At 34.3% G+C, this 25,241-nt stretch carries 27 protein-coding genes; 19 read left to right on the forward strand and 8 right to left on the reverse strand.

What is annotated here, in order from left to right; genetic code table 11:
- Window positions 1–34: 34 nt before the first annotated feature.
- From CW751_RS08975 to CW751_RS08995, 5 genes are all read left to right on the forward strand, one after another.
- On the forward strand, window positions 35–634 hold the full coding sequence (locus CW751_RS08975; RefSeq protein ID WP_101334670.1) for a hypothetical protein: 600 nt from the start codon (window positions 35–37) through the stop codon (window positions 632–634).
- A gap of 46 nt (window positions 635–680) precedes the next feature.
- On the forward strand, window positions 681–1,592 hold the full coding sequence (rlmF, locus tag CW751_RS08980; RefSeq protein WP_101334816.1) for a 23S rRNA (adenine(1618)-N(6))-methyltransferase RlmF: 912 nt from the start codon (window positions 681–683) through the stop codon (window positions 1,590–1,592).
- Window positions 1,593–1,659: 67 nt separating this feature from the next.
- On the forward strand, window positions 1,660–2,832 hold the full coding sequence (locus CW751_RS08985) for a hypothetical protein (RefSeq protein ID WP_101334671.1): 1,173 nt from the start codon (window positions 1,660–1,662) through the stop codon (window positions 2,830–2,832).
- Between the two features lie 116 nt (window positions 2,833–2,948).
- The gene (locus CW751_RS08990; RefSeq protein WP_101334672.1) at window positions 2,949–3,515 is read left to right on the forward strand and encodes a thioredoxin family protein; all 567 of its coding nucleotides are present in this window, start codon (window positions 2,949–2,951) and stop codon (window positions 3,513–3,515) included.
- A 44-nt stretch (window positions 3,516–3,559) separates the two neighbouring features.
- Window positions 3,560–4,036, forward strand: a complete 477-nt coding sequence (locus CW751_RS08995) for a UpxY family transcription antiterminator (protein WP_101334673.1) — start codon at window positions 3,560–3,562, stop codon at window positions 4,034–4,036.
- 76 nt (window positions 4,037–4,112) lie between these two features.
- Here the strand turns inward: CW751_RS08995 and hemF are convergent, their stop codons facing one another.
- From hemF to CW751_RS09015, 4 genes are all read right to left on the reverse strand, one after another.
- Complete coding sequence (gene hemF / locus CW751_RS09000) at window positions 4,113–5,015, reverse strand: oxygen-dependent coproporphyrinogen oxidase (RefSeq protein WP_101334674.1); 903 nt, start codon at window positions 5,013–5,015, stop codon at window positions 4,113–4,115.
- Window positions 4,999–6,924, reverse strand: a complete 1,926-nt coding sequence (locus tag CW751_RS09005) for a PBP1 and LysM peptidoglycan-binding domain-containing protein (protein ID WP_165779272.1) — start codon at window positions 6,922–6,924, stop codon at window positions 4,999–5,001. Before CW751_RS09005 ends, hemF begins: the two co-directional genes overlap by 17 nt.
- The gene (gene guaA, locus CW751_RS09010; RefSeq protein WP_101334676.1) at window positions 6,921–8,453 is read right to left on the reverse strand and encodes a glutamine-hydrolyzing GMP synthase; all 1,533 of its coding nucleotides are present in this window, start codon (window positions 8,451–8,453) and stop codon (window positions 6,921–6,923) included. Before guaA ends, CW751_RS09005 begins: the two co-directional genes overlap by 4 nt.
- A 112-nt stretch (window positions 8,454–8,565) precedes the next feature.
- The gene (locus CW751_RS09015; protein ID WP_101334677.1) at window positions 8,566–9,012 is read right to left on the reverse strand and encodes a PaaI family thioesterase; all 447 of its coding nucleotides are present in this window, start codon (window positions 9,010–9,012) and stop codon (window positions 8,566–8,568) included.
- A 151-nt stretch (window positions 9,013–9,163) separates the two neighbouring features.
- Here CW751_RS09015 and CW751_RS09020 point away from each other — a divergent pair, with 151 nt between their 5' ends.
- The 10 genes from CW751_RS09020 (at window position 9,164) to mnhG (ending at window position 17,464) form a co-directional block, all read left to right on the forward strand.
- Entirely contained in the window at window positions 9,164–9,649 is a 486-nt protein-coding gene (locus CW751_RS09020; RefSeq protein WP_101334678.1) for a hypothetical protein, read from the forward strand.
- 47 nt (window positions 9,650–9,696) lie between these two features.
- Window positions 9,697–10,260, forward strand: coding sequence for an L-threonylcarbamoyladenylate synthase (locus CW751_RS09025; RefSeq protein WP_101334679.1), 564 nt, complete (start codon window positions 9,697–9,699; stop codon window positions 10,258–10,260).
- A 1-nt stretch (window position 10,261) separates the two neighbouring features.
- Complete coding sequence (locus CW751_RS09030; protein ID WP_101334680.1) at window positions 10,262–11,581, forward strand: DEAD/DEAH box helicase; 1,320 nt, start codon at window positions 10,262–10,264, stop codon at window positions 11,579–11,581.
- 130 nt (window positions 11,582–11,711) lie between these two features.
- Window positions 11,712–14,021 (forward strand): hydrogen gas-evolving membrane-bound hydrogenase subunit E, encoded by a 2,310-nt coding sequence (mbhE, locus tag CW751_RS09035; protein ID WP_101334681.1) that lies wholly within the window; start codon window positions 11,712–11,714, stop codon window positions 14,019–14,021.
- Window position 14,022: 1 nt separating this feature from the next.
- Entirely contained in the window at window positions 14,023–14,436 is a 414-nt protein-coding gene (locus tag CW751_RS09040) for a Na+/H+ antiporter subunit B (protein WP_101334682.1), read from the forward strand.
- Window positions 14,437–14,439: 3 nt separating this feature from the next.
- On the forward strand, window positions 14,440–14,793 hold the full coding sequence (locus CW751_RS09045; protein WP_101334683.1) for a Na+/H+ antiporter subunit C: 354 nt from the start codon (window positions 14,440–14,442) through the stop codon (window positions 14,791–14,793).
- On the forward strand, window positions 14,790–16,316 hold the full coding sequence (locus CW751_RS09050; protein WP_101334684.1) for a complex I subunit 5 family protein: 1,527 nt from the start codon (window positions 14,790–14,792) through the stop codon (window positions 16,314–16,316). The genes CW751_RS09045 and CW751_RS09050 overlap by 4 nt, the downstream gene beginning before the upstream one ends.
- Window positions 16,313–16,789: a Na+/H+ antiporter subunit E gene (locus CW751_RS09055; protein ID WP_101334685.1), complete on the forward strand. Its 477-nt coding sequence runs from the start codon at window positions 16,313–16,315 to the stop codon at window positions 16,787–16,789. The genes CW751_RS09050 and CW751_RS09055 overlap by 4 nt, the downstream gene beginning before the upstream one ends.
- Window positions 16,786–17,061, forward strand: a complete 276-nt coding sequence (locus CW751_RS09060) for a monovalent cation/H+ antiporter complex subunit F (protein ID WP_101334686.1) — start codon at window positions 16,786–16,788, stop codon at window positions 17,059–17,061. The genes CW751_RS09055 and CW751_RS09060 overlap by 4 nt, the downstream gene beginning before the upstream one ends.
- On the forward strand, window positions 17,054–17,464 hold the full coding sequence (gene mnhG / locus CW751_RS09065) for a monovalent cation/H(+) antiporter subunit G (protein WP_101334687.1): 411 nt from the start codon (window positions 17,054–17,056) through the stop codon (window positions 17,462–17,464). Before CW751_RS09060 ends, mnhG begins: the two co-directional genes overlap by 8 nt.
- 157 nt (window positions 17,465–17,621) lie before the next feature.
- On the opposite strand, the gene CW751_RS09070 is transcribed toward mnhG, so the two are convergent.
- From CW751_RS09070 to CW751_RS09085, 4 genes are all read right to left on the reverse strand, one after another.
- Window positions 17,622–18,455 carry an SDR family NAD(P)-dependent oxidoreductase gene (locus CW751_RS09070; protein WP_205677810.1) on the reverse strand — a complete coding sequence of 278 codons (834 nt, stop codon included), beginning with the start codon at window positions 18,453–18,455 and terminating at the stop codon, window positions 17,622–17,624.
- Between the two features lie 47 nt (window positions 18,456–18,502).
- Entirely contained in the window at window positions 18,503–19,081 is a 579-nt protein-coding gene (locus CW751_RS09075) for a DUF1287 domain-containing protein (protein WP_101334688.1), read from the reverse strand.
- Window positions 19,082–19,284: 203 nt separating this feature from the next.
- Window positions 19,285–19,827: a PepSY-like domain-containing protein gene (locus tag CW751_RS09080; protein ID WP_101334689.1), complete on the reverse strand. Its 543-nt coding sequence runs from the start codon at window positions 19,825–19,827 to the stop codon at window positions 19,285–19,287.
- Between the two features lie 174 nt (window positions 19,828–20,001).
- Window positions 20,002–21,237 (reverse strand): exo-beta-N-acetylmuramidase NamZ family protein, encoded by a 1,236-nt coding sequence (locus tag CW751_RS09085; protein ID WP_101334690.1) that lies wholly within the window; start codon window positions 21,235–21,237, stop codon window positions 20,002–20,004.
- Between the two features lie 21 nt (window positions 21,238–21,258).
- On the opposite strand from CW751_RS09085, the gene CW751_RS09090 reads away from it, so the two are divergent.
- From CW751_RS09090 to CW751_RS09105, 4 genes are all read left to right on the forward strand, one after another.
- The gene (locus CW751_RS09090) at window positions 21,259–22,959 is read left to right on the forward strand and encodes an ABC transporter permease (protein WP_101334691.1); all 1,701 of its coding nucleotides are present in this window, start codon (window positions 21,259–21,261) and stop codon (window positions 22,957–22,959) included.
- Window positions 22,960–22,962: 3 nt separating this feature from the next.
- Window positions 22,963–24,030 carry a bifunctional diaminohydroxyphosphoribosylaminopyrimidine deaminase/5-amino-6-(5-phosphoribosylamino)uracil reductase RibD gene (ribD, locus tag CW751_RS09095; protein ID WP_101334692.1) on the forward strand — a complete coding sequence of 356 codons (1,068 nt, stop codon included), beginning with the start codon at window positions 22,963–22,965 and terminating at the stop codon, window positions 24,028–24,030.
- Window positions 24,027–24,893: an EamA/RhaT family transporter gene (locus tag CW751_RS09100; RefSeq protein WP_165779273.1), complete on the forward strand. Its 867-nt coding sequence runs from the start codon at window positions 24,027–24,029 to the stop codon at window positions 24,891–24,893. Before ribD ends, CW751_RS09100 begins: the two co-directional genes overlap by 4 nt.
- A 64-nt stretch (window positions 24,894–24,957) precedes the next feature.
- Window positions 24,958–25,227, forward strand: coding sequence for an ATP-dependent Clp protease adaptor ClpS (locus CW751_RS09105; protein WP_101334694.1), 270 nt, complete (start codon window positions 24,958–24,960; stop codon window positions 25,225–25,227).
- The last annotated feature ends 14 nt before the right edge of the window (window positions 25,228–25,241 follow it).

Genomic DNA, 25,241 nt, shown 5'->3' on the forward strand with positions numbered 1-25,241 from the left:
TCATACAAAGCTAAGAAATCATTACATTTGTTAAATGAAAAAGTTCACCGCATTCGCATTATCCATCCTTACAATTGTTCCATTTGTAGCAATTGCTTGGGTTTTATATTACAATTTTCACTCAACGCCTGTAGCAATTATTAACTTATTAATTGTTATGACGGGAGTTTTATTAGCATTTATTGTATACAATCGAACATTAATCTCAAACGATGAAAACGTTTTAAAAATAGATATGGACCACTTTCCTTACATTGAAAGTGCATTGATTTATGTAATGCCACAAGATTTTGTAAGTAAACTTGATAAAAATACAGGTCATATTTTTATAGCAGCCTCTGAAGAAACAATTGATAATGTAACGCTAGTAGATGGAAATTTTGACAAACTTACCGATACAATCACTTTAAAATACACAAACGGAATCACCACTACAGTTCGTGGTTCGAGAACAGTAGCCGTTGGCGATAACCAGTTTTTATTTTATGGTTTTGATGAATTAATTCACAAAAAGGGCAGTAAAAAGTCGATATTTCAATGGGAAGATGATCGTTTGATTCAGAAAAATGGTAATGAAATTTTCCCTATTTCCATTCCAGACCGCATGCCGGTTTATGTTTTTGATTGGAAGTAAAAAGCTTTTTGCTAACCATATTAAAAGCAACATACATTTCATCAATATGTCTCAAAAAAGCAAATTACACCTCCATTCTAGAAATAAAAACAAGCTTCCGTATGATTTATTGTCTTTGTTAAAAATCCAACCTAAATTAAAAAGCCATGTTACTTTAAACAAAATAGGGAAGCAGTCTATTAATTTTTCAGATTCAAGAGCTGTAAAACTATTAAATGAAGCTATTTTAAATCATTATTATGGAATAAAACATTGGGAATTTCCAGAAGAAAATCTAACGCCCCCGATTCCTGGTCGAGCTGATTACATTCATCATATTGCTGATGTATTAGCAAAGGAAAACAATAATGAGATACCTTTTGGAGACAAAATTACTTGTTTAGATATTGGTGTTGGCGCAAGTTGTATTTATCCAATCATCGGAGTTGTGGAATATGGTTGGAACTTTATAGGCGTAGACGTAAATAAACAATCCCTAGAATCAGCAGAAGGAATTATTGCTAAAAATCCTACATTAAAGGGTAAGATTAAGCTGCGATTGCAAAGTAAAAAACAAAGTATTTTTAAAGGTATAATTAAAAGTGAGGATCAACTTGACATCACCATTTGTAATCCACCTTTTCATGCAACAAAAGAAGACGCTTTAAAAGGAACACGCCGAAAAGTGAAAAATTTAACAGGGAAAAATACAAAAACACCTGTACTCAATTTTGCTGGTGCTAAGAATGAATTGGTGTACAAAGGTGGAGAACTTGCTTTTATTCAAAAGATGATTGAAGAGAGTAAGCTTTATTCAAAACACATTAAATGGTTTTCGACCTTGGTTTCAAAGCAGCTGAATAAAAGAAAGGTTGTTAAATATTTGGAACAAATTGGAGCGAAAAACATCATCGAAATACCCATGCAAACAGGAAATAAAATTACACGCATAATAGCATGGAGTTTTATTAGCAAATAAACTAACCTGTAACAGAATAGGTTTTTATGGTTATAAATATACCCCAAACAATAAAAACCATACAATTATGAAAACCTTATTCTTTATTCCCGTTTTATTTTTTTCTACAATTTTATTTAGTCAGTCCACGGTTCGAACAGTTGATGATATAATCGACCAGCGTGAGAAAAAATCAGGTATCTATCGAATATCTGGAACCTATTTAAACACTGCAGTTGTAAATATGAATTATGGAAAAGCAGAAATCTTATCTGTAATGAATAAAAAAGAGTTGAAAACCTCAAATATCATTCAGATAGATCTTGTTTACACCAATTATCCAAAAGGTGAAGACATTAGTGCCTTAAACAAACAACGTATTTTGAATATGTTAAGCATACGTCCAGATTTAATCAAAGCTGAAGGAATAACCTGGAGTTTAGTACGTCAAATGTATTGTAAAAATGAAGCACAAGCAAAATTAATGTTTCATGGCGCTGTAATTTATTACAAGCCTAATCAGGATCAAGAAATGAGAAAAATAGAACAAAAGAATTATCAATCGCTTCCCAAAGATGATTCAAAAAAGATAACTGAAAAAGATCTAGAAAAAGAATTTAGAAGTAATCCTGTAGTGATCAATGCTTTTAAACGAAATAAATGGGAGGATCCGGTAATTGTAGCCGATGTAACAGGAAGTATGTATCCTTATATGAGACAAGTAGCTTTTTGGTTTTTACTGAAAATGAATAAAAAAGAAGAAACATATATTGCCTTATTTAATGATGGTGATAGAACCCCGAACGATGAAAAAATTATAGGTCGAACCGGTGGTATATATACCATAAAAACAAAAGATTATTCTCAATTTAGGGACGCTCTATTGAGAACTGTCTCTTTGGGTAACGGTGGAGACACACCTGAAAACGATGTGGAGGCTCTTTACAAAGCACAAAGAGACAATCCTGAAGCTGAAGAGCTTATTCTCATTGCTGATAATTTGGCAGACATGAGGGATCAAAAGTTAATTTCAAAAATAAAAAAACCTGTTCGCATTATTCTGTGTGGTACAAAGTATCGCATAAACATACAGTATCTCAATTTGGCTTTTGCCACAGGAGGTTCAATTCACACTTTAAAAGAGGACCTCAATGATTTAATTAACCAATCAGAAGGAGATACTTTTGAATTTTTAGGAAAAAAATACACCATAAAAGATGGAGAAGTTGTTGAAAGACAGAATAGGAAAAAACGGATATAATATTCTGCTATGGTCTCAACTAAAAACGCAAAACATAATTCTAAGTTTTATCAACTTTTAAGAAACTAAAACAATCAACATTAGATTAAAGTTATAGCTTTGTAAAAAAAGAAAACATGAGTAATACCACAACTTGGGCATCATATTTAGCAAAATTTGACGAAATACTTTCACAAGACAATCCTCCTGCGCCCTATGATGAAGCTGCTTTTTTAGATTATCTTAAATTAAATAGAAGTAGGCAAAAAAGATGGTTAAAAACAGCAAATATCGATATTGAACTCAAAAAAACAATTGAGAAAATTGATCAAGAACAAACATGGTATGTTATCACTGAACCATGGTGTGGAGATGCAGCACACAGCGTACCATTCATCTATAAGATGACTCAATTGAATCCAAATATCGATCTTAAAATTGTTTGGCGCGATACCGAACCTTACATGATTGAAGATTATCTAACGAATGGTGGTAAGTCCGTTCCAAAAGTTGTTATTCGTGACAAAAATGAAAATGACTTGCACGTTTGGGGACCAAGACCTGTTGAATGCCAAAAACTATATGAGGAATTAAAAGCAAAAGACGCAGATTTTGAAGAACAAAAAGTAGCACTTCAAAATTGGTACAACAAAGACAAGGGAGTTTCCATTCAAAAAGAGTTTAATGGACTTTTGCAGTCTTAATAGATTTAGATTGATTTAATAACTTCCATTAAAATCATCACACAATGCCTTGGTTTGTTCTTATTACCCAACCAAATTCAGAGAAAAAAGTAGAAAGTCGATTACAAAAAATGGGCATTAAAGCCTATTGTCCAACGCGCACTGAATATAGACAATGGAGCGACCGTATAAAAAAAGTACGTATTCCACTTTTACCTTCAATGATTCTTGTGAACATTGAAGCAGCAGAACGTTCAATAGTTTTTAACGCACCAGGCGTATTGCGCTACCTTTTTTGGATGGGAAAACCAGCAATTGTCCATAAACATGAAGTCGAAGCTTTAGAAGAGATTAGCGAAAAAGGAAGAGAAATCTTAGCAGTTGAGAAAATTGAAGAAGGAGATGAGATTAAAATAAATAACTTTGGTACCGAAGTTAAAGAAGGTGTTGTTCAAAAAGTTTCGGGAAATCAATGCTGGATTGCCCTAAAAAACTTGGGTTTTATTATTAAATTAAACACAAAAGTAAGTAACGAAAAATAAGTCACGTCAAGGATAAAACCAGAAAACAATAATTCTAATAAAATTGTAGGTTCAGTTCTTTAGATGACACTATTTTCTAGGTATTACGTATATAATCCACCTCTTTTCTTAAGCCGTGTAAGGTTTTTTCCTCAAGACTATCTTTTTTGGGTTTAAAATCATAAAACCATGATGCATCTTTCGGTAGACTCATTAGAATAGATTCAATTCTTCCTCCGGTTTTAAGTCCAAACTTGGTTCCTCTATCATTTACTAGGTTAAACTCAACATACCGACCTCTACGCAAGTTTCTCCATTCTATATTTTCATTAGAAAACTCAGGAGTTCTATTCTCATTAATTTGATCAGCATAAACCTTAGGAAACAATTCACCTAAATCAATAGCAAAATCTAATAATTGCGTTTTAGAAACACCATCCTTTTCTGTAAGTTTATCATAGAAAATACCTCCTACTCCTCGTGTTTCATTTCTATGTGGAATAAAAAAGTAATCATCTGCCCATTTTTTAAATTTTAGGTAAAAATCAGGATGATATTGATCACAAACCTTTTTAAGGTCCAAATGAAAACGCTTTGCCAATTGGAAGTCAATATAATGAGGCGTCATATCAATTCCTCCACCAAACCAATACTCACCAGTATCCATCTCGAAATATCTAACATTCATGTGCATTATTGGATGAAATGGATTGTGTGGATGAATTACAATAGAAACTCCTGTCGCCAAAAATTCGTTTCCATCTAGTCCTAATTGTTTATTCATAACCGTTGATACAGGTCCATGAACTGCAGAGAAGTTAACACCTCCTTTTTCTATAATGTTACCATCTGTAAGCACACGAGTTCTTCCGCCGCCGCCTTCTTCTCTATTCCAATTGTCTTCATGGAATTTAGATTTACCATCAAGCTGTTCTAATGCATTACAAATATAATCTTGAACTTTTTTAAATCGATCAATTATTTCATTGCTTTCTAACATCGAAATTCTTTTTGTTGGTAATTATATCTAATAATTCAATCTCGAAATCTTTCTGTTTAGAGATAAAAACACTGCTATTTTCATTTCCATGTTGATCTCCAACGGGAGTTACATCGAAAAAATTCATTAAGCCATCATTTTGTGGATACCCCAATAGTAATTCAGAAAGTTGTGACAACATCACATCATAGCCATGAAATGCGTATTTCGACGGGTCTGAATTATAGCGAGATCGGTACTCCTTAGTAAAAGCAAAAGTTTCAGGCAAATCATAATTTAGGTAATTTGATGCTGCAAAATGAAATGTAAAACGATTCTTATAATAGCTATTGAGTGCATTAATCTCCCTCCATGATTGCAATCCAACCATTACAATATCAGATTTACCGTATTTTGGAGTGTAGTTTTTTGCAGCGTTCAAGGTATTCACAAATTTCATTATTTGTTGCACGTCGTCAGAAAGACATATCACAAAATTTTTACGATCAGTATCAATTGATTTAACCAAAACACGACCTGAAACATCTCCAAGCGCTGTCATCTTAATAGATGCAGTCGTATCCTTAGGTAAGTTTTTGTTGAAAACATCTTTAAAGAAAGAAATGCGTTGTTTAGTTTCATTACTTTCCCCGTTAATCATCACAATACTTGCAGTAGCATGATTTTCGGCCAGATATTTTGCCATCCCTGCTATTAGGGTGAGTTCTGAAGGAATCATCGAAAGCACATAAGGATTATTTTCTAATACTTTGGTTGGTATTTTTGTTACTGCAACAACAGGCACCTTGTTATTCAGTCCCCAAGATGCAGTATACTCGATAAGCTTTGGATAAAATGGTCCAATCACAATATCAAAATTGTTGGTATTTCCATTTTCTAAGATAGTTTTAAGCTTTTTCAAATTGCCTTCTGTATCAAAAAATTCAACAGAGGCATTTAAACCAAGTTTCTCCAATGAATCAATAGCCATTTGGGCGCCCATTAAAAACTCAACTGATAAATCTGTTAGTTTATTGAGTTTTGTTGAAGATGTATAAACTCCTGATAACACTTCGGCATTTTCATTAATCTTTAAAGGAAGTGCTACTAGAATCTTGTAGACTTCTTTTTTAGGCACCAGCAAAGGTCTGTTAGTAATTTGAGAGGAATCTAACTTTACAATCTCCCTAATTTCAACCTCTTTTATGCGTTCTTTCTTCAAAACAATTTGAAGCTCTTGCCCAGGTTTAATGGTGTTTTTACGTATTTTATTATCTTCAATAAGCTTTTCTATTGGAACCATAAATCGACGAGAAATAGAATATAAAGTTTCACCTTTTTGAACAGTATATTCTACCACACTATCTTGAAATTCTACCTGATATTCAATTTTTGTAATTGAATCACCTGGTTGTATTGTAGAATCCTGAGCAATATCACGCTCCACATTTTTTTCGGGTTTCCTCTCTTCTTTCTGATTCTTGGCTGAATTGTCAATCGATGAAATTTCATCAGTTGGGATTTTTAATTCTCGCCCCACCTTTAACCCTTCTTCTACACCCGGATTCAGTTCAATTAATTCAGCTACTTTACAATCATATTGTTTTGAGATTCCATACAAAGTTTCTTTACGTTTTACCTTGTGTATTTTATGTACAAATGTTGTATCAACTTGTTTATTATCAATTTCAGCAACGAAAGGAATATACAGTTTTTGTCCAATTTTCAATCCTTCTTTTGTAGATGGGTTAGCCTTAATAATATCATCGATGGCTACATTGTATTTACGATGTAGTCCATATAATGTGTTTCCCGCTTCAACAGCGTGAATTGTATATATTTTTCCATCACGTTTTTCTTTTCCCATTTCCTGCGCAGCGGCAAAAAATGAGATGCCTAAAGTTAAAACAAACAAAATCAATATTCTCATTCCCATTCTATAGTTGCAGGTGGTTTAGAACTAATATCGTAGGTTACACGATTTATTCCTTTCACCTGATTAATAATTTTATTCGAAATCTTACCTAAAACTTCGTAAGGTAGATGACACCAATCAGCAGTCATACCATCTGTTGATGTTACGGCACGCAATGCAACGGCATTTTCATAAGTTCGTTCGTCTCCCATCACACCAACAGTATTTACAGGCAAGAAAATCGCTCCTGCTTGCCATACTTCGTCATACAAACCAGCCGTTTTTAATTCGTTAATAAAAATAGCATCTACTTCTTGAAGAATTTTGACTTTGTCGGCGGTAACTTCTCCCAAAATCCTAATACCTAATCCTGGACCAGGAAACGGATGTCTACCTAAAATAGCAGGAGAAATTCCTAAGGATTTCCCTACCCTTCTCACCTCATCTTTAAACAATAACTTCAATGGTTCTACCACTTTTAATTTCATATAATCTGGCAAACCACCAACATTATGGTGAGATTTTATGGTTTGTGAAGGTCCACCTGTTACGCTAACTGACTCAATCACATCGGGATAAATTGTTCCTTGCCCCAACCACTTTGCCTGATCGACTAATTTTGATTCTTGATCAAACACATCTACAAAGACCTTGCCTATTGCTTTTCTTTTTTCTTCTGGATCTGTTAAACCTTTTAATGCTGCATAAAACTGCTCGGAAGCATCAACTCCCTTAACATTGAGTCCCATCCCCTTATAGCTTTCTAGTACTTGTTCGTACTCGTTTTTTCGTAGCAATCCATTATTTACAAAAATGCAATATAAATTATCTCCGATAGCTTGATGCAGTATAGTTGCGGCAACTGAAGAGTCTACACCTCCAGAAAGTCCTAAAATCACCCGATCATTTCCGAGTTTCTTTTTTAAATCATCAACAGTGGAATCTACAAAAGCATCAGGTGTCCAATCTTGAGCACACCCTGATATATTAACTACAAAATTGTAAATCATTGTACTGCCATCTGTGGAATGATAAACCTCTGGATGAAATTGTATCCCGTAAGTTTTTTCATTTTTAACGGCGTAGGCTGCGTTTTTAACATCCTCTGTACTTGCTATAGTATAAAAATCATTGGGTAGTGATTTTATTGAATCTCCATGAGACATCCAAACTTGAGATTTCTGCGGAACACCTTGCATGAGCTCATTTTCCAAATCATGTTCAACTATATTTGCACGACCATACTCTCTTGTATTAGAAGCGGCAACCTCTCCACCATAATTATGGGCCATATATTGCGCACCAAAACAAACGCCTAATAAAGGTACTTTTCCTTTAATATTTGATAAATCAATATTTGGTGCTTTTTCATCTCGAACGGAGAAAGGGCTCCCAGAAAGAATTACCCCTTTGATATTTTCGGTAATTTCAGGACACTTGTCCCATGGATGAATTTCACTATATATATTAAGTTCTCTTACACGTCGTGCAATTAATTGCGTGTACTGTGAACCAAAATCTAAAATTAAAATTGTGTCTTGCATGGCGCAAAGATAATAAACGCTTCATTTGAATACGAAGTTATTATGCTTTTTTATCTAAAGTTAAAACAAATGATATTCAAAAAATAAAAAAATTAGAAGCACTATAGACGAACTATTTTTGAGGTCCTTTATAATGTTCAAATGCCTTTTCTGCGGGGTAAGCATTAAAAGTACCACTTGCTTTTGCTACCAACACATCATTTTGATTGGTAACCGAAGCTTCTACATATATCAAGCTTTTTCCCGCAGAAATAACTTTACCTATTGCCACCAATTGATCATCTAAAACAACTGGTTTCAGGTAATTTACATGCAATTCAACAGTACTTACAACTTTGTTATTTTTTCCAGCAATTGACAAAGCGGCAACACCTAAAGTTCCATCAATCAAACCTGCAACAACACCACCATGTGCTGCTATTGGTGTGGCCAAGTGTTTTTCTTTTATATTTAAAGTATACTTAACTTCGCCTTCATTCAAAACCTCAAGGTCCATTTCCAAAAACGCACCAAAATTGTTTGACGCTTTATATAACTCCATTACTTTTTCATCAATCATTCTCAAAAAATTTTCAACAAAATTAATACTTTGACCTATATTATCAATTTTGGTAGGATTCTAATAATATGGTTAAACACAATTATTATTTATTTAATCATTAAAAATAAAGAAAAGAATTAACTTTAAATTTTCCAAGTAGAATAATACCATGAAACTTTTTAGAAGAAAGAAGAAATACAAAGGAGACGCAGACAAGAAGCCTGCGGCAAAACTAAGTGTCAAACCACTAGAATATCATCCAAAAATACTATTAGCTTGGGCAAAAGGAATTGAAGGAAACCAAGAGCTTTTAAATTATTTATTAGAAAATGGTTATAAAGAATTGGTAATGGCCACCCATGCAATTCGATTAAAAGACAAAGCACGAGATTGGTTGATGGAAAATGGTTACCCACACTTGATGGCAATGATTAACGCTGCTGAAGGAAACAAACAAGCATTAAGCTGGTTACGAAAAAACAATTTTCATTTACTTTACAATATGGCACGTGCGATAGATGGTGATGCAGAGGGTTTTAAATGGATTAATACAAACAGTACACAAGAGTGGTTCTACCTAACAAAAGTAATCAAAGAAGTTAAAGATGAAATAGAAATGGGGCACAATGATATTCATAAAAGAAGTACAGATTAGCGAGATTACAAATCAGTTCCGTATTTTTGCATTAAAATAATGATCAAGTGTCTAAAAAAGTAAATATTCATGAAGCCATAAAAGGCTTAAAAGAAGGAAATACCCTACTCTATCCAACAGACACAATTTGGGGGTTAGGCTGTGACGCTACTAATGAAGTAGCAATTGAATCTTTAAAAAAATTAAAACAAAGACCTGACGAGAAATCATATATTCTTTTGGTGGACAGTGTGGCAATGCTAGAGCGGTACGTAAGTGACTTCCCAGACGTGTGCTACGACTTGATTGATTTAGCTGAGAAACCGTTAACCATTATTTATGATCAGCCCAAACAATTACCAAAAACGGTATTGGCAGAAGATGGATCAGTTGCTATTCGTGTAACCGAAGATTTAAATTGTAAAAAGCTGATTCAAGGAATGCGTAAGCCTCTTGTTTCTACAAGTGCAAATATATCAGGAAGTACTTCCCCTAATTCATTTGCTGAAATTCATGACAATATAAAAGACCAAGTTGATTTAATCCTCAACACCCGAATGGATGAAAAAATGATGACCCCTTCTGACATTATCAAAGTGAGTAACAACCAAGGGGTAAAAGTAATTCGATAAAATGAAATTTGAAGATATTAAATTAAACAAGCAACTTTTAAGCGCCCTACAACAACAGGGAATCACTGAAATGACTCCAATACAAGAAAAAGCTATTCCTAAAGTACTTTCAGGAACAGACGTTATTGGTATTGCACAAACAGGTACAGGAAAAACCTTAGCCTATTTGTTACCACTTTTACGTGATTTAAAATATGCAAAAACAAACCAACCCCGTGTTTTAATACTAGTACCCACAAGAGAATTGGCTGTACAAGTAGCTACAGAAGTTGAAAAACTTACCGAATTTTTATCTCTCAGATCACTAGCTGTTTATGGTGGTACAAATATCAATACACAAAAAAAAGCAGTTCATGAAGGATGCGATATCATCGTTGGAACACCCGGTAGACTGTACGATATTGCCATGACAGGACTTTTACGATTGAAAGATATCAAAAAAGTTGTAATCGATGAATGTGATGAAATGTTGAGTCTAGGATTCAGACCTCAAATTCAGCGAATATTTGATCTTTTACCGGAAAAAAGGCAAAACTTGTTATTCTCTGCCACAATAACTGATGAAGTTGAAACATTAGTCTCCACTTTTTTTCGAAAAACAGAAAAAATAATTGCAGCTCCATCTGGAACCCCATTACAAAAGATAAATCAAACTGCTTATTTGGCTGACAATTTTAATACAAAATACAACCTCTTAAAACACCTACTTGAGCAGGATGAAGTCATAAAAAAAGCTTTTATTTTTGTTCAGTCAAGAGTATATGCTGACATACTTAGTGAAAAAATCAACATTGATTTTCCAGATCAATTTGGCGTTGTTCATAGCAATAAATCTCAAAACTATCGCTTACGCATGGTAAAGGAATTTAAAAAAGATGAGTTAAGAGGAATAATTGCTACCGATTTAGTTGCTAGAGGAATAGACATCGACAATGTAAGTCATGTAATTAATTTTGATCTACCTGACAATAAGGAAAATTACATCCATAGAATAGGAAGAACTGCTAGAGCTGAAGCTGAAGGAAATACAATTTCATTTATAAAGAACAGCGAAAAAAACAACTTTGAAGCCATTCAAGACTTCATGAAAGTATCCATTGAATTTTCAGCGTTTCCTGAAAATGTTAATCAAACAGAAGAATTAATTCCTTTAGAGCAAACACCAGATATCAACGAAGCTCCTACAGTTCTTAACCCTAAACACTCTATTGGAAGTGGTCCAAAGGATGAACATAAAAAGAAGGAATTCAAAAGGAATATTCGTCCAATAGAGAAAAAATTGGAACGCAAAAAACAAAGAAAAAATAAACGTAAAAAATAAACGTAAAGAATAAACAAAATGATATAGATTTTGTATATTTCGCAGTTATTGTAAAAAATTAAAACTAGCTGTATACATAAGCTCTACAAAGCAATGATATACAATGATTAATCGAGATTGATATTGAATTATGACCTTATTTTTATATGTTATACTCGCTCCATTCCTATTTGCAATACTCTTGTTTGGGATAGGTCAGCAAAACTTTAAGCGAATAACATTACTCGCCTCTATTCTTCCCATTGCTTTATTTGGATATTTTTTAAGCCTCACACCAACCGTAATTAATGGAGATGTACTCACCTCCTTTACTGAATGGGTTCCTTCGTTAGGTATTAATCTAGACTTCAGACTAGACAATCTAGCGCTTCTTTTTTCTTTATTAATTACTGGAGTAGGAAGCATTGTATTTTTATACACCTCGCAATATTTAAAAGGACATCCTAAGTTATTGCGTTTTTACATCTTTCTAACTGTATTTATGGGGGCTATGATTGGATTAGTAACCTCCAACAACATTCTAACGCTATTCATTTTTTGGGAACTTACCAGTATTAGTTCATTCTTCCTAATTAGCTTTAATAATACAGAAGCGTCTTCAAGAAAATCGGCAATAATTGCACTTACCATAACAGGCTTAGGTGGTTTAGCTTTATTAGCATTTGCAGTTTTGGCAGGAGAATTAACAGGAACATACTCAATTGCAGAAATGTTGCAGTCTCCCGAAGTTTTTGCTAACAATGCTTACACAAGTTACCTCATACTCTTTTTATTTTTAGCTGCATTTACAAAATCTGCACAATTTCCTTTTCACTTTTGGTTACCCGGAGCAATGAAAGCTCCAACTCCTGTTTCTACCTATCTACATTCTGCCACAATGGTTAAGGCAGGGATATATTTATTACTTAGGTTTACACCTCATTTTAATGGAAACGAATCGTTTTTTATCATATTATTATTCGTTGGTGGATTTACAATGCTTTACGCTGCGATTAACACATTATTTAAAACAGATCTAAAAGGCATATTAGCCTATTCAACTATTGGTGCTCTCGGTATTATTGTCTTCTTAATTGGGATAGGAACAGCTGCTTCAATTACAGCGGCGATAGTATTTATTGTAGTTCACGCATTGTACAAAGCCAGTTTGTTTCTTGTTACAGGAACCATAGACCATCAAGCAGGAACGCGCGATATTACCAAACTAGGTGGATTAAGAAAAGCGCTTCTACCACTTGCGATTGCTGGGTTCATTGCTGCACTTTCAAGCGGAGGGTTTCCGCCAACCATTGGTTTTATAGGAAAAGACTTAATTTACGAATCCACTTTAAATGCAAGTATTAATCCGACCTTGCTGACCACAATTGCCGTAATCACAAACATCTTCATGGTTTTTGCTGGACTAATTGTTGGCGTTAAGCCTTTTTCAGGTTCAAAACCGGAATCCTTGGGAGCCATAAAAAAACCACACTTTATTCTCTGGCTAATGCCCATGTTGTTGGCGGCTTTAAGTTTAATTTTTGGTTTATTTCCGCAATGGGTTGAAGTATTATTTACACATCAAATTACACCATTATTAACATCCGTAGAAAGTCCACATTTAGCAATTTGGCATGGGTTCAACCTTATTTTATTATTATCTGCCATTACAATAATTAGCGGAATAATTATATACTTCTTTTGGAAACCAAACCACAGGAAAGAGCAACAAATTAAAAGGATTGAATATTTATCTCCACGATCTATTTCTTTACAATTTGCGCAACTCTTTCACAATACATCCTACTTTTTAACGCGTGTTTTTCAAAATGGCTATCTGAGAAGGTACATCATGATTATACTTGTTTTACTCACACTAGTGTTTGGTATTCATATTTTTATTAATCCAAGGATATTTTTAAGTTTAAAAGATATAAAGGCGCTTAATTGGAATGAAGTCGTTATTTTATTCATGATGCTTATATCGATATTATTTACAGTGTTCACAAAATCTAGACTTACCGCTATTGCTGGAATGGGGGTTTTAGGATACACCATGTGTTTTATTTTCGTATTCTATGGTGCTCCAGATTTAGCCATGACTCAATTCTCGATTGATACACTAACCGTTATACTTTTCGTTTTGGTAGTTTATCGTTTACCCAAATATTTAAAACTATCTAATCCTACCAATAGAATTCGAGATGGAATTATTGCTACTTCGTTTGGTACATTCTTAGCCTTTACGATTATTGAAATAATGAATGAAACACCTGTAAAGTCTACCACAGCTTTTTATGCTGAAAATGCTTACCTTTTAGCAAAAGGAAAAAACGTAGTAAATGTAATCTTGGTGGATTTTCGTGGATTCGATACCATGATAGAAGTCTCAGTTTTATCTATTGCTGCCATTGGTGTATTTGCGTTATTAAAGTTACATCTTAAAAAACACGAAAAATAATATGAAAAGTGTCATTTTAAATACCGTTTCAAAAACTTTATTGCCCTTACTGATTTTATTTTCAGTCTTTGTACTACTTCGTGGTCATTACTTGCCTGGCGGTGGTTTTATCGGAGGATTGATTGCTGCTGTGGCGTTTATTCTTCATGCTTTTGCAAATGGACTTACAGAAACACGTAAACTTTTAAGGATACATCCAGGTTTCCTCATACCTGTTGGTCTTCTCCTTGCAGTAATTAGCGCACTAGCTCCAATCTTGGTCACTGGAGAACCACTAATGACCGGTTTATGGCATGATAAAGACATTGCCATTTTAGGAAAAATAGGGAGTGCTTTATTTTTCGACACAGGAGTCTACCTGGTGGTAATTGGTGTTTGTTTAACAATTATATTCACCATTTCAGAAAGCGTTTAAGATATGGAAATACTATTAGCAATAATGACTGGAGTTTTGTACGCAGCGGGAATTTATCTCATTCTACGTCGAAGCTTAGTAAAATTAATCATTGGAATCGTAATTTTAGGAAATGGCGTTAATTTACTGATCTTTTTGATGGGTGGTTTAGTTAAAGAACGTCCGCCATTAATTCCAGAAGATGGTAAAATGCTTGAAGGTGTCTTTGCCGACCCTGTTCCTCAAGCGCTTATTCTCACCGCAATCGTAATTAGTTTTGGACTGCAATCTTTTGCCATAGTGTTAATAAAAAGAGCATACAAAGTTTTAAAAACTGACGATATTGATACTTTAAATAAAACTGACGACATCACATGAGCGAACATTTAACTATATATCCAATTATCGTCCATTTGTTGACGGCAATTCTGTTGCTCTTATTCTGGATGAAACCACAAGTGCAACGCTACATAAGCATCCTAGGAAGTGCAGTAGGAATAGTAATCGCTGTTTTACTATTTCAACGCGTGTGGGAAAACGGTATTCAAAGTGTACAATTAGGTAATTGGGAAGCGCCATTCGGAATAAGCATGGTTGCCGATACCTTGGCGGTAACCTTAATTTTACTGACGAACATTGTAGCCTTTGCACTTTCAATTTATTCAACGGAAACCATGGTTTCTTCACGTGTAAAGTTTGGTTATTACGCCATTTTTCACTTCCTCGTTATGGGCTTAAGCGGTGCTTTTTTAACAGGAGATCTATTTAATCTTTACGTTTGGTTCGAAGTAATTATAATTTCATCTTTTGTCTTACTCACCATAGGTGGACGTAAAATACAAATTGAAGGAGCGGTTAAATACTTTACCCTAAACATGATTTCATCTATAATATTCTTAACAGGAATAGCTATGGTTTATGGCGCAACGGGTTCTTTAAACATGGCAGAACTCTCTAGGATTATTCCCGAAATTGAAAACAAAGGCTTAATGGCTACTATATCATTGGTCTTTTTTATTGGATTTGGTGTAAAATCAGGTGTATTTCCGTTATACTTTTGGTTACCCGCATCTTATCACACACCTCCGGCAGCTGTTTCCGCTTTATTTGCTGGGTTATTGACAAAAGTAGGAATATACGCCATGATCCGTGTTTTTACACTCATTTTTCCACTAGGAGAAACAAATCAAATGATCTTAATGATCATTTCCGCACTTACCATATTTTTTGGCGGAATAGGAGCTCTTGTTCAAAAAGATGTTTTACGGGTTTTTTCTTACCTCATCATCTGTCATATTGGTTTTATGGTAGGAGGTCTAAGCCTTTTTACTGAAGTCGCTATAATAGGAGCTGTTTTATACATGTTCCACGACATAATAGTTAAAGCAACACTTTTCATGATGGGCGGTGTATTTTATCGCATATTCGGACACACCAAAATGGAAAACATGGGTGGTTTAATGAACAATTATCCACGCCTCTCACTGTTGTTTGCTATACCATTATTTGCCTTGGTGGGTATCCCTCCATTATCAGGTTTTTGGCCAAAAGTTTCCTTATTTTCGGCTAGCTATGAACAAGGTGCTATATTTATGTTAATCGTATTTATATTTGCGAGTTTAATAACACTCGTCATTATAGCGAAAGTGTGGAATAAAACTTTTTCTAAAAACCCAACAACATTACCTCGCCAAAAGAACTTGAGATATTTTGATCAGTTTTCCATTCGGGAGAAAGCAGCATTTATCGTTCCTATCGCTATGCTTGTTGGCGTAACATTATACTATAGCTTCTTTGCCGAACATTTTCAATTAATTGCAACACGCATTGGAGAGGAATTAATGAATTCAGAGCATTATTACAATGCCGTATTTAAAACTAAAGAAGTCACAGAATTATGAGGGTTCAGTTTTTATTAAATATATTACTCGCAATAGTATGGGTCTTTTTAACGGGAACCATTAATGCAACTAATTTTGCATTTGGATTTATCTTAAGTTTTCTCGTTTTATGGCTCATCAGTTTCAACGAGAAAAGTAGGAAATATTTCGTTATTGCACCGCGGATCGTAAGTTTTGCTTTTTATTTTCTTTATGAATTAATAAAAGCCAATTTACAAGTAGCTGCAGATGTAATTACCCCCAAATTTTACATGGAACCAGGTATAATTAAATATCCTTTAGATGCAAAATCGAACCTAGAAATTACATTATTGGCCAATGTAATCACTCTTACACCAGGAACCTTAAGCTTAGATGTTTCAGATGACAAAAAAGTATTATACATCCATGCCATGTACGTGCACGATAAGGAAGAATTTATAGCCAGTATAAAAAATGGATTTGAAAAACGAATTTTGAAAATAGTACGATGAATATAGACGAATTTTTAACATATATCATTCTACCGCTTTTAAGCACATCTAGTCTTCTGGTGTTTATACGGTTTCTCATGGGACCTCAATTGCCAGACCGAGTGGTGGCACTAGATTTATTAATTACCATTGGAATATCAATCATTGCAGTGGTGAGTATTATTTCCCACCGCCCCTCTTTCTTAGATATTGCAATGATATTTGCATTAATTGCATTTCTAAGTACAGTAGCATTTTCGTTTTACCTTGAAAAAAGAAAGAAAAATGAATGATATTATCATTATGATTATTATTTCCCTCGGAACACTTTTCATATTACTCGCAGCAGTGGGTTTATTGCGAATGCCCGATCTTTATTTACGTATATCGGTTACTACCAAAGCAGCCACATTAGGAGTTGGACTTATTTTGTTAGGCTTAGCACTCTACTATATGGAAACTTCAATTACCACACGTGTAATCGCAATTATCGTTTTTCTCTTACTTACAGCGCCAATTAGTGCGCATGTAATTGGAAGAGCTTCTTACTTCGTGGGAATTCCGATGTGGAAAAAAACAAAAATTGATGATTTAGATGGAATGTACAACACCAAAACACACGATTTAAGAAGTGGATTTGAAAGAGAGGATGAACTAAAGGAAGAAAACCATCCAGAAAATGAAGGTTTACATTAATACATTAAAAGGAAAAAAATCACATAAACAATATGCGCCTTAACCCATCTACAGCTGCTAGTTACTTTAATAAATAGTTACGGCAAACGCCAATCAGCAAGAGCTTCTAAAGTCGCTTAGCTTCTTTGGGTGACCTGCTCTATTTATACAAAGTAAGCTATTCGCTTTCGCTGGGGCGTGAAGTATCTTTTCTACCCACAAAATGTTCCATCGTTTTATAAATACCGAGAACACGACCAGCAAACCAATCAAATAATCGCAACGGCATAATTGCTTGACCTAATCTTGTTATACGGTAAATATAACCTGGTAAGGTAACCATATACCTCCCTTTCTCAATCGACTTTATAATTTTTAATGCTGAAGGTTCTGGCTTCAAAATAGGAATTTTAGATCGTACGCCGTCAAACATACCCGTGTGGATATAATAAGGCATTATGGTAGTAAATTGAACCTGCTTATTCAGTTGCTTCATCTCTAATCGCAAACTATCCGACCAACCAATTAGCGACCATTTACTCGCTGCATAAACAGACATTTTCGGATTAGAAATTAATCCACCAGAAGAGGCTATATTACATACTACTCCATCGTTTTGCTGTATCATATCATCAAGAAACGCAAGTGTTGTAAGCATAGGCGCATTTGCGTTAATTGCAGATGTATTTAAAATGTTATCAACCGTATGCTCATGGAAATATTTACCGACCACAATTCCTGCGTTATTGATTAGCACATCCACTATACCTTGTTCCTTCTTCACCTGTGTTACTGTAGATTTAATCTGATTAGCATCAGCCAAATCTAAGGTGTAACCTACAATTCTTCCATAATTAGAAAATTCTGTCAATACTTGTTCGATAGCTTCGCTATTTATGTCCCAAATAATAACTTTTGCACCACGTTCTAAACATAAGCGTGCCATTATTTTACCAATTCCTGAAGCACCTCCAGTAATCAACACCCGTTTATTCTTAAAATCCCTCACCATGTTCTTGTTAATAAAAATGCAAAATTAAAATACCCCAAGGTACGAATTTAGGGTGTATTATATCGATAATGACCCGTAATTTTATATCTAAATAAACAATCTTCTAATACTTGACCTGCACCAATATTATGAACAATCAGTGGTCTTTGTTTATCCCTCGATTTTTTATCTGCCACTATTCCAATGTGCTTCATTCCATTTGTTAACTCCCATGTCACAATATCACCAGGAAGGTAAGCATTGGCATCATTTGTAATCGGGAGAGCTGCATTTTTACGTTCGAAAAAAGTTCTCAAATTAGGTACACGCCGATGGTCGATATTTTTATCTGTGCTTTTTAGCCCCCAATTTTTAGGATAAGCACCAAAATTGCGCCGCATATCCTCATGTACTTCTTTTTGTAAATCTATGCCTACTTTTCTATACGCACGAATTACTACATCCGTACAAACACCTTTATCACTTGGAACATCACCATTCGGATAAGCTATTGAAAAGTAACTAGGATCATACGTAACTTTGTCATTTGTTAGCGTTAAAGCAGCTTCAGCCAATGTCAAACTCCCTTGTGCCTGAATGTTTGAAATGAGAAGAAAAAACAGACTAAAAACGAATATAAAACGCATAATTAAAATTTAAATTTGAACATAAATAAGCCTTGATCAATCAATATCAGATACATATAAACAAACTGTTTAAATAATTAAGGAAAATCTATTTAAAAGATAACCGATAATATAATATTCCTCGCTTTTTTTACTAAGGTCTTTAGTAAGTGATACTTCTACCCGAACAAAAATTAGTTGTAAGAAGACAGGGAGTCCATGCGTTATTTATCAATTCGCAAAAAATCTCCTTTTTTATTAAACTCCAATTCTACTCCATTATTAAGCTCTACTTCTTGTTTCATCCCATCCAGTTTCCAATCCGTAATAAAGTTATCACTATAGTTTTCAGAAACAAAAGTCAAAATTTTATTGGGAACTATGCTGTTAGGTAATTGTGTATCACTTTCCACTTCTACGAGTTTGTGCTTTGCATCAAAAGATAGTTCAACATTATTATCTAATTTCACTTCGTATTCATAATCAGTTAAGCGTTTTTCTCGCTCTGCTTCAACCACTTTTTGATTTGGAAAATGTTTTTTAATCACTTTTTGAATTTGCTTTGGTAAATCTTTAGCCGTAATCTTCTCTTCATTATCTAAAACACGATTGTTTTGCTTTGCAAGAACATCCGCATCGGCAATAGATTGTTTCATGATTACTTTTTCCTTGGTAGAAATTCGTGTTTCTTGTGCATTACTTAATCCTCCCATCAAAAAGCTTGCTGACAAGGCAACAGTTGCTATTTTTTGCATTTGATTTTTCATAAATTTTAATTTTAAATGTCTACTTCATTGTAAAAACACTACTAAAATCAACATTTTTATTAAAATAAATGCTATTGATTCCACCAAGAAAAGTTAAGCTCAACACTTTTTATATTTTTTTATGATTCTGAAAGCCAATATTCACCATTACATTCGACAAGCTAATATGGTATTCTAGTCGTATAATAAATACGCTTTCCTTGTTTTTTTAAAAGCATTTAAATCAGGTCTCCAGGACGCTCTAATTTCTTGTGCAGTCTTTCCGGCTTCAATTTGTAGCCTAAGCTGATCAGTGCCTGCCAAAAGATCAAACCATTTGTTTTTAGTTATAAAGAAATCCTCACGCTGCAAAGCATGATAAGATGCTATTAACCATTCAATCTTTAAGGTATGGTATCTTGAAGAGTCTACAAGCCTTCCCAAATCTTTTCCATAACATTGTTCATTTTCCAATTTAGGTGATTTTGCTCCATAACTTGAAACCGGCGTAAAAGTAAAATCGAAACCATCCACATCCTCAAGTGCTGGATGTCCAAACATTTCAAAAGGCCTTTCTGTTCCTCTACCTACACTCATGAGCGTTCCTTCAAACAAACATAAACTTGGATATAACTGAATTGCTGCATCACTTCTCAAATTAGGAGAAGGGGAGATTGGTAGTGAGTACTGCATATCTCTACTGTAATTTTGACAAGGAATAACTTCTAAACTACATTTTAAGCTATCCCTTAACCACTGCTCCCCATTAATCATCTTAGCAATTTCCCCCACAGTCATTCCATGTACAATTGGAATTGGATGCATGCCAACGAACGAAGAAAACCCTTCTTTTCTTACTGGTCCATCAACATAATGTCCATTCGGATTGGGTCTATCCAATACTACCACCGCTAAATTTTGTTCAGCCGCTGCCTCCATAACATAATGCAAGGTAGAAATATAGGTGTAAAATCGTGTACCAACATCCTGAAGATCAAATAATAAAATATCGATTCCAGCTAATTGTTCCTTTTTAGGTTTCTTATTTCCACCATATAAGGAAACAATTGGTAAACCTGTCTTTGCATCCACATCTGAGGAAACATGTTCTCCCGCATCTGCATCTCCTCTAAAACCATGTTCTGGAGAAAAAACAGTTTTCAGATTTACATTTAAACTAAGCAAGGTGTCAACTAAATGCCTAGCTCCTACTCTACTTGTCTGGTTAGCGATGACACCTACATTTCTTCCTTCAGTAAGAGCAAGCACTTTATTTAATTGTTCGGCACCAACTTTTATGGTTTTAGCCAAAGGTTTCTTAACTTTTTCAACTACTTTCACCTCATCATTTTCTTGTGCAGGTAGGTTTCCCTTACAAGAAAGTAGGAAAATTAGGAAAAAACTTTTTAGGAACAGACGCAATGAGTACATTAGCAAGCATTTTAGAATATCGTGAATAAATTATATTACATAGCGAAAAAAATCCACAAGGGAAAAAGCGAAGATAAAAAAGTTTCGCAACCTATCACGCGTATTGCACGTTTGAGTATCATTTTGGCTATGGTTATCAACATCATTACCCTTGCCGTAGTAACGGGGTTTCAAAATGAGGTAAAGGATAAAGTTATTGGTTTTGGTTCACACGCTACCATTGTTAAGGCTGGTGAAAGTTCCACATTTGAATCTGCACCAGTAATCTATAACGATTCCTTACTGCATGAAGTTAAAAAAATAAAGGGCATAAAAAACATTCAACCTTTTGCCTACAAACCTGCACTGCTTCAGTCAGACCCAGACACAAATTTTTATCAAATTAAAGGAGTTGACACCTTTCAAGTACAACAAGAAATTCATGGGATTGTAATGAAAGGGGTAAGCAAAACTTATAATTGGGACTTTTTTAATACGCATTTAATAGCCGGAAAAACACCTGTCATTAATGACAGTGCGCCGAAAAATGAAATAATAATCTCCGAACAAATTGCTAAAAACCTAAACATAGCACTGCAAGATCGGGTTAATGTATTTTTTGTAAAAGCATCACCAATAAAGCTAAAGTACACCGTTACAGGCATATTTAAAACAGGGCTTCAAGAATTCGATGAGCAGGTAGTTGTCGGAGACATTCGAAATGTTCAAAAACTCAATGATTGGGGAATACAAACTGCGGTTCGGGTTGCTGATACGGTAACCAAAGACGGTCAATTTGTAATTTATGCTGACCCAAGAGGAGGTAATGGAAATTACAGACATGATTGGGGAGATGGTTATGAAAATGCTAGAGGTTTTACATATTGCGATGTCAAAGACACAATTATTCGTTTAATTACGTCAGATTATCAAATGTTTTTAGATGGATTTGGTGAATTAAATGCCATTCCAGACACTGCATATCTTAAAGTTACGGTTAAAGGAAACAAACATCTTCCTTGTTACCCTGAAGAATTGGAAATGGGTAATCTTCAGCGTACATTTCTTAATGATTCGGGAACAAAGTTTGCCGTAGATATACGAGGAGGCAAACGTGTTATCTTCGAGTACATCGACGGCAAAGGAAGCCATCAAAACTACGTAGGAGGCTATGAAGTCGAAATCAATGATTTTAACGAATTAAGTGAAATCACATCAGCAGTCAAACGCGCAATTTATTTTCAAGACAATGATGATAAAACGGAATATAGAATTCGGACGATTGCTGAAGACCAGCAAGAAATTTTTCTCTGGCTTGATTTTCTAAATTTAAATGTGATAATAATCTTGGTTCTTATGTTACTCATAAGTACAATTAATATGGGGTCAGGATTGCTAGTACTTATCATAACTAAAACACAATTAATTGGTCTTTTTAAAGCACTTGGATCAACCAATTGGAACATTCGCAAACTGTTTTTATACCAAGCTGTATTTATCATCCTTCGTGGAATGATCATCGGAAATGTTATTGGTATTGGCTTATGCCTATTACAAGATTACTTTACGTTAATCCCATTAAATCCGGAAGTTTATTACCTCGATGCAGTTCCTGTGGAGTTGAATTTATGGCATATTTTATTTTTAAACATTGGAACAATTGTTCTTTGTACTGCCGCTTTAATCATTCCTTCTTATGTAGTTACTCGAATTTCTCCTATAAAAGCATTAAAGTTTGATTAGAACATGTACGATTTAAAGAATAAAGAACAGCATTTGGACTTTCCTTATATGAAAAGAGCATTAAAACTTGCGCGATTGGCAGGAGTAAATGCTGCACCAAATCCTAAAGTCGGTGCTGTCATCACACATAAGAATACAATTATAGGAGAAGGATATCACGTGGAGTTCGGCCAACCCCATGCTGAAGTCAATGCAATTGAATCAGTTAAAAACAAGTCAATACTCAAGGAAGCAACAATATATGTTACGCTTGAGCCTTGTGCACATTATGGAAAAACACCACCATGCGCAGATTTAATTATTAAACATCAGTTTAAAAGAGTTGTTATTGCGTGTAAGGATACTTTTTCAGCAGTTGCTGGCAAAGGAATTCAACGTTTAAAACAAGCAGGCATAACGGTTGATGTTGGTTTACTTGAAAATGAAGCAAGGGCAATTAATAAACGTTTCTTTACTTTTCATGAGCAAAAAAGACCATATATTATTTTAAAATGGGCTGAAACACGCGATGGATTCATCGACCGATTAGCTGCAGACAGAGCAACTGGAATTAATTGGATTACACATCCAAAAACAAAATTATTAGTACATAAGTGGCGCAGCTTAGAACAAGGCATTATGGTTGGCTGGAAAACTATAAAAAATGACAATCCAAAGTTAAACGTTAGAGCAATAGCGGGATGTTCACCGCATCGTTTTATTATTGATCCAGATGGAAAATCTCCTATTAAAGCCAATGTATTTCAAGATGGTAATCCTACATCCATAATAACTAGAAAAAAGACGATTCCCAATCTTCCAAACCATGTTGAAATCATTCATTTGGAAGAATTTAACAATAAAGCAATACTAAAGGCTTTACACGCGCGAAATATTCTTTCTATTTTTATTGAAGGTGGTGGATTCACCCATCAATCTTTTATCGATGAAGGATTATGGGATGAGGCATTTCAACTTATTGGAACCTCAACTTTTGGTCGTGGACTTCCTGCTCCACAGTTAAAAGATAAGATCTTACAATCAAGTGAAAAATGGGGTGAAGATATGGTCCAACATTATACACGGGTATGATTTATTTATTGTTAAGCATCATTAGCTCAACCCTAATCTTGGTTATCTTTAGGATATTTGAGCGGTACTCTATTAATGTTTTTCAGGGCATTGTTTACAATTATATCACTGCTTGCCTAGTGGGGCTTATCTTTTTTGGTGATGAGTGGAAACCAACAGACTGGTCACAAGGAACTTGGATACCATTCGCATTTCTCGTCGGTAGTCTTTTTATAAGTCTATTTGTAATGATGGGCAAGAGTTCTCAAGAAAATGGAATTGGAATTACTTCTGTGACTGTAAAAATGAGTTTAGCGATACCTGTTTTAGCAGCATTTTTTCTTTATGATGAATCTATATATTTTACTAAAATTGTTGGGATTATTGCAGCATTAATCGGCGTGTTCCTTATTACTTTTCAAAAAAAGAAAGCACACGATTCAGGTAAGAAAGCAAATATTATTTTTTTAATCATATTATTTGTAGGAAGTGGATTGCTTGATACGGTTGTAAATTATGTAGAAAAAGTTGCTGCTGGAAGTCTATCTCTAGCCTTATTCTCAGCAATTAGTTTTGGAATTGCTGCAACGATTGGGATGAGCATAATGTTGTTTAAAGCAAGTTTTAAAAAAATACAACTACAGAAACGAGCTATTTTTGGTGGTCTTATTTTGGGAATACCTAACTTTTTTTCAATTTATTTTTTAATGATGGCCATTCGTTTCTCGGGTTTTTCGGACTCGGTAACTTACGCACTCAACAACACAGGTGTTGTAATCACATCATTTCTAATGGGAATAATGGCGTTTAAGGAGGCTACTACAAGCTTAAAAATAATCGGTGGAATTGTCTCTATCATTGCTATCCTCTTATTGATTTTATAAAAGAATTGGTAGTCAACAAATATTACATTAAATTTGCATTTCTATTTAAAATTAAAATTCTAAAATGAGTACCGAAACATTATTTGAAGAAGAAGTTCTCGAGCAAAAGGTCGCTGAGCATAATTTAATTGTATATAATGATGACGTAAACACATTTGACCATGTAATTGAATCCTTGATAAAAGTTTGTAAGCACAAACCTCTTCAAGCTGAACAATGCACTATGCTAATTCACTATCGTGGAAAATGTGAAGTTAAGGTTGGAGAATATGAAAAGTTAGCATCGATGTGCACTGGATTGCTAGATCGAGGAATTTCTGCAGAAGTTCATTAAGAAATGACAATACT

Source organism: Brumimicrobium salinarum (genome assembly GCF_002844555.1).
Classification (GTDB): domain Bacteria; phylum Bacteroidota; class Bacteroidia; order Flavobacteriales_D; family Crocinitomicaceae; genus Brumimicrobium; species Brumimicrobium salinarum.

Bases quoted from the DNA above. Each gene is read 5' to 3' on its own strand.
- rlmF (WP_101334816.1), top strand. From the start codon at position 681: ATGTCTCAAAAAAGCAAATTACACCTCCATTCTAGAAATAAAAACAAG.
- CW751_RS09045 (WP_101334683.1), top strand. From the start codon at position 14,440: ATGGAAATACTATTAGCAATAATGACTGGAGTTTTGTACGCAGCGGGA.
- guaA (WP_101334676.1), bottom strand. From the start codon at position 8,453: ATGCAAGACACAATTTTAATTTTAGATTTTGGTTCACAGTACACGCAA.
- CW751_RS08990 (WP_101334672.1), top strand. From the start codon at position 2,949: ATGAGTAATACCACAACTTGGGCATCATATTTAGCAAAATTTGACGAA.
- mnhG (WP_101334687.1), top strand. From the start codon at position 17,054: ATGAATGATATTATCATTATGATTATTATTTCCCTCGGAACACTTTTC.
- CW751_RS09100 (WP_165779273.1), top strand. From the start codon at position 24,027: ATGATTTATTTATTGTTAAGCATCATTAGCTCAACCCTAATCTTGGTT.
- CW751_RS09050 (WP_101334684.1), top strand. From the start codon at position 14,790: ATGAGCGAACATTTAACTATATATCCAATTATCGTCCATTTGTTGACG.
- CW751_RS09055 (WP_101334685.1), top strand. From the start codon at position 16,313: ATGAGGGTTCAGTTTTTATTAAATATATTACTCGCAATAGTATGGGTC.
- ribD (WP_101334692.1), top strand. From the start codon at position 22,963: ATGTACGATTTAAAGAATAAAGAACAGCATTTGGACTTTCCTTATATG.
- CW751_RS09015 (WP_101334677.1), bottom strand. From the start codon at position 9,012: ATGATTGATGAAAAAGTAATGGAGTTATATAAAGCGTCAAACAATTTT.
- CW751_RS09020 (WP_101334678.1), top strand. From the start codon at position 9,164: ATGAAACTTTTTAGAAGAAAGAAGAAATACAAAGGAGACGCAGACAAG.
- CW751_RS09060 (WP_101334686.1), top strand. From the start codon at position 16,786: ATGAATATAGACGAATTTTTAACATATATCATTCTACCGCTTTTAAGC.
- mbhE (WP_101334681.1), top strand. From the start codon at position 11,712: ATGACCTTATTTTTATATGTTATACTCGCTCCATTCCTATTTGCAATA.
- CW751_RS09030 (WP_101334680.1), top strand. From the start codon at position 10,262: ATGAAATTTGAAGATATTAAATTAAACAAGCAACTTTTAAGCGCCCTA.
- CW751_RS08995 (WP_101334673.1), top strand. From the start codon at position 3,560: ATGCCTTGGTTTGTTCTTATTACCCAACCAAATTCAGAGAAAAAAGTA.
- CW751_RS09075 (WP_101334688.1), bottom strand. From the start codon at position 19,081: ATGCGTTTTATATTCGTTTTTAGTCTGTTTTTTCTTCTCATTTCAAAC.
- CW751_RS08985 (WP_101334671.1), top strand. From the start codon at position 1,660: ATGAAAACCTTATTCTTTATTCCCGTTTTATTTTTTTCTACAATTTTA.
- CW751_RS09040 (WP_101334682.1), top strand. From the start codon at position 14,023: ATGAAAAGTGTCATTTTAAATACCGTTTCAAAAACTTTATTGCCCTTA.
- CW751_RS09005 (WP_165779272.1), bottom strand. From the start codon at position 6,924: ATGAGAATATTGATTTTGTTTGTTTTAACTTTAGGCATCTCATTTTTT.
- CW751_RS09105 (WP_101334694.1), top strand. From the start codon at position 24,958: ATGAGTACCGAAACATTATTTGAAGAAGAAGTTCTCGAGCAAAAGGTC.
- hemF (WP_101334674.1), bottom strand. From the start codon at position 5,015: ATGTTAGAAAGCAATGAAATAATTGATCGATTTAAAAAAGTTCAAGAT.
- CW751_RS09085 (WP_101334690.1), bottom strand. From the start codon at position 21,237: ATGTACTCATTGCGTCTGTTCCTAAAAAGTTTTTTCCTAATTTTCCTA.
- CW751_RS09080 (WP_101334689.1), bottom strand. From the start codon at position 19,827: ATGAAAAATCAAATGCAAAAAATAGCAACTGTTGCCTTGTCAGCAAGC.
- CW751_RS09070 (WP_205677810.1), bottom strand. From the start codon at position 18,455: ATGGTGAGGGATTTTAAGAATAAACGGGTGTTGATTACTGGAGGTGCT.
- CW751_RS08975 (WP_101334670.1), top strand. From the start codon at position 35: ATGAAAAAGTTCACCGCATTCGCATTATCCATCCTTACAATTGTTCCA.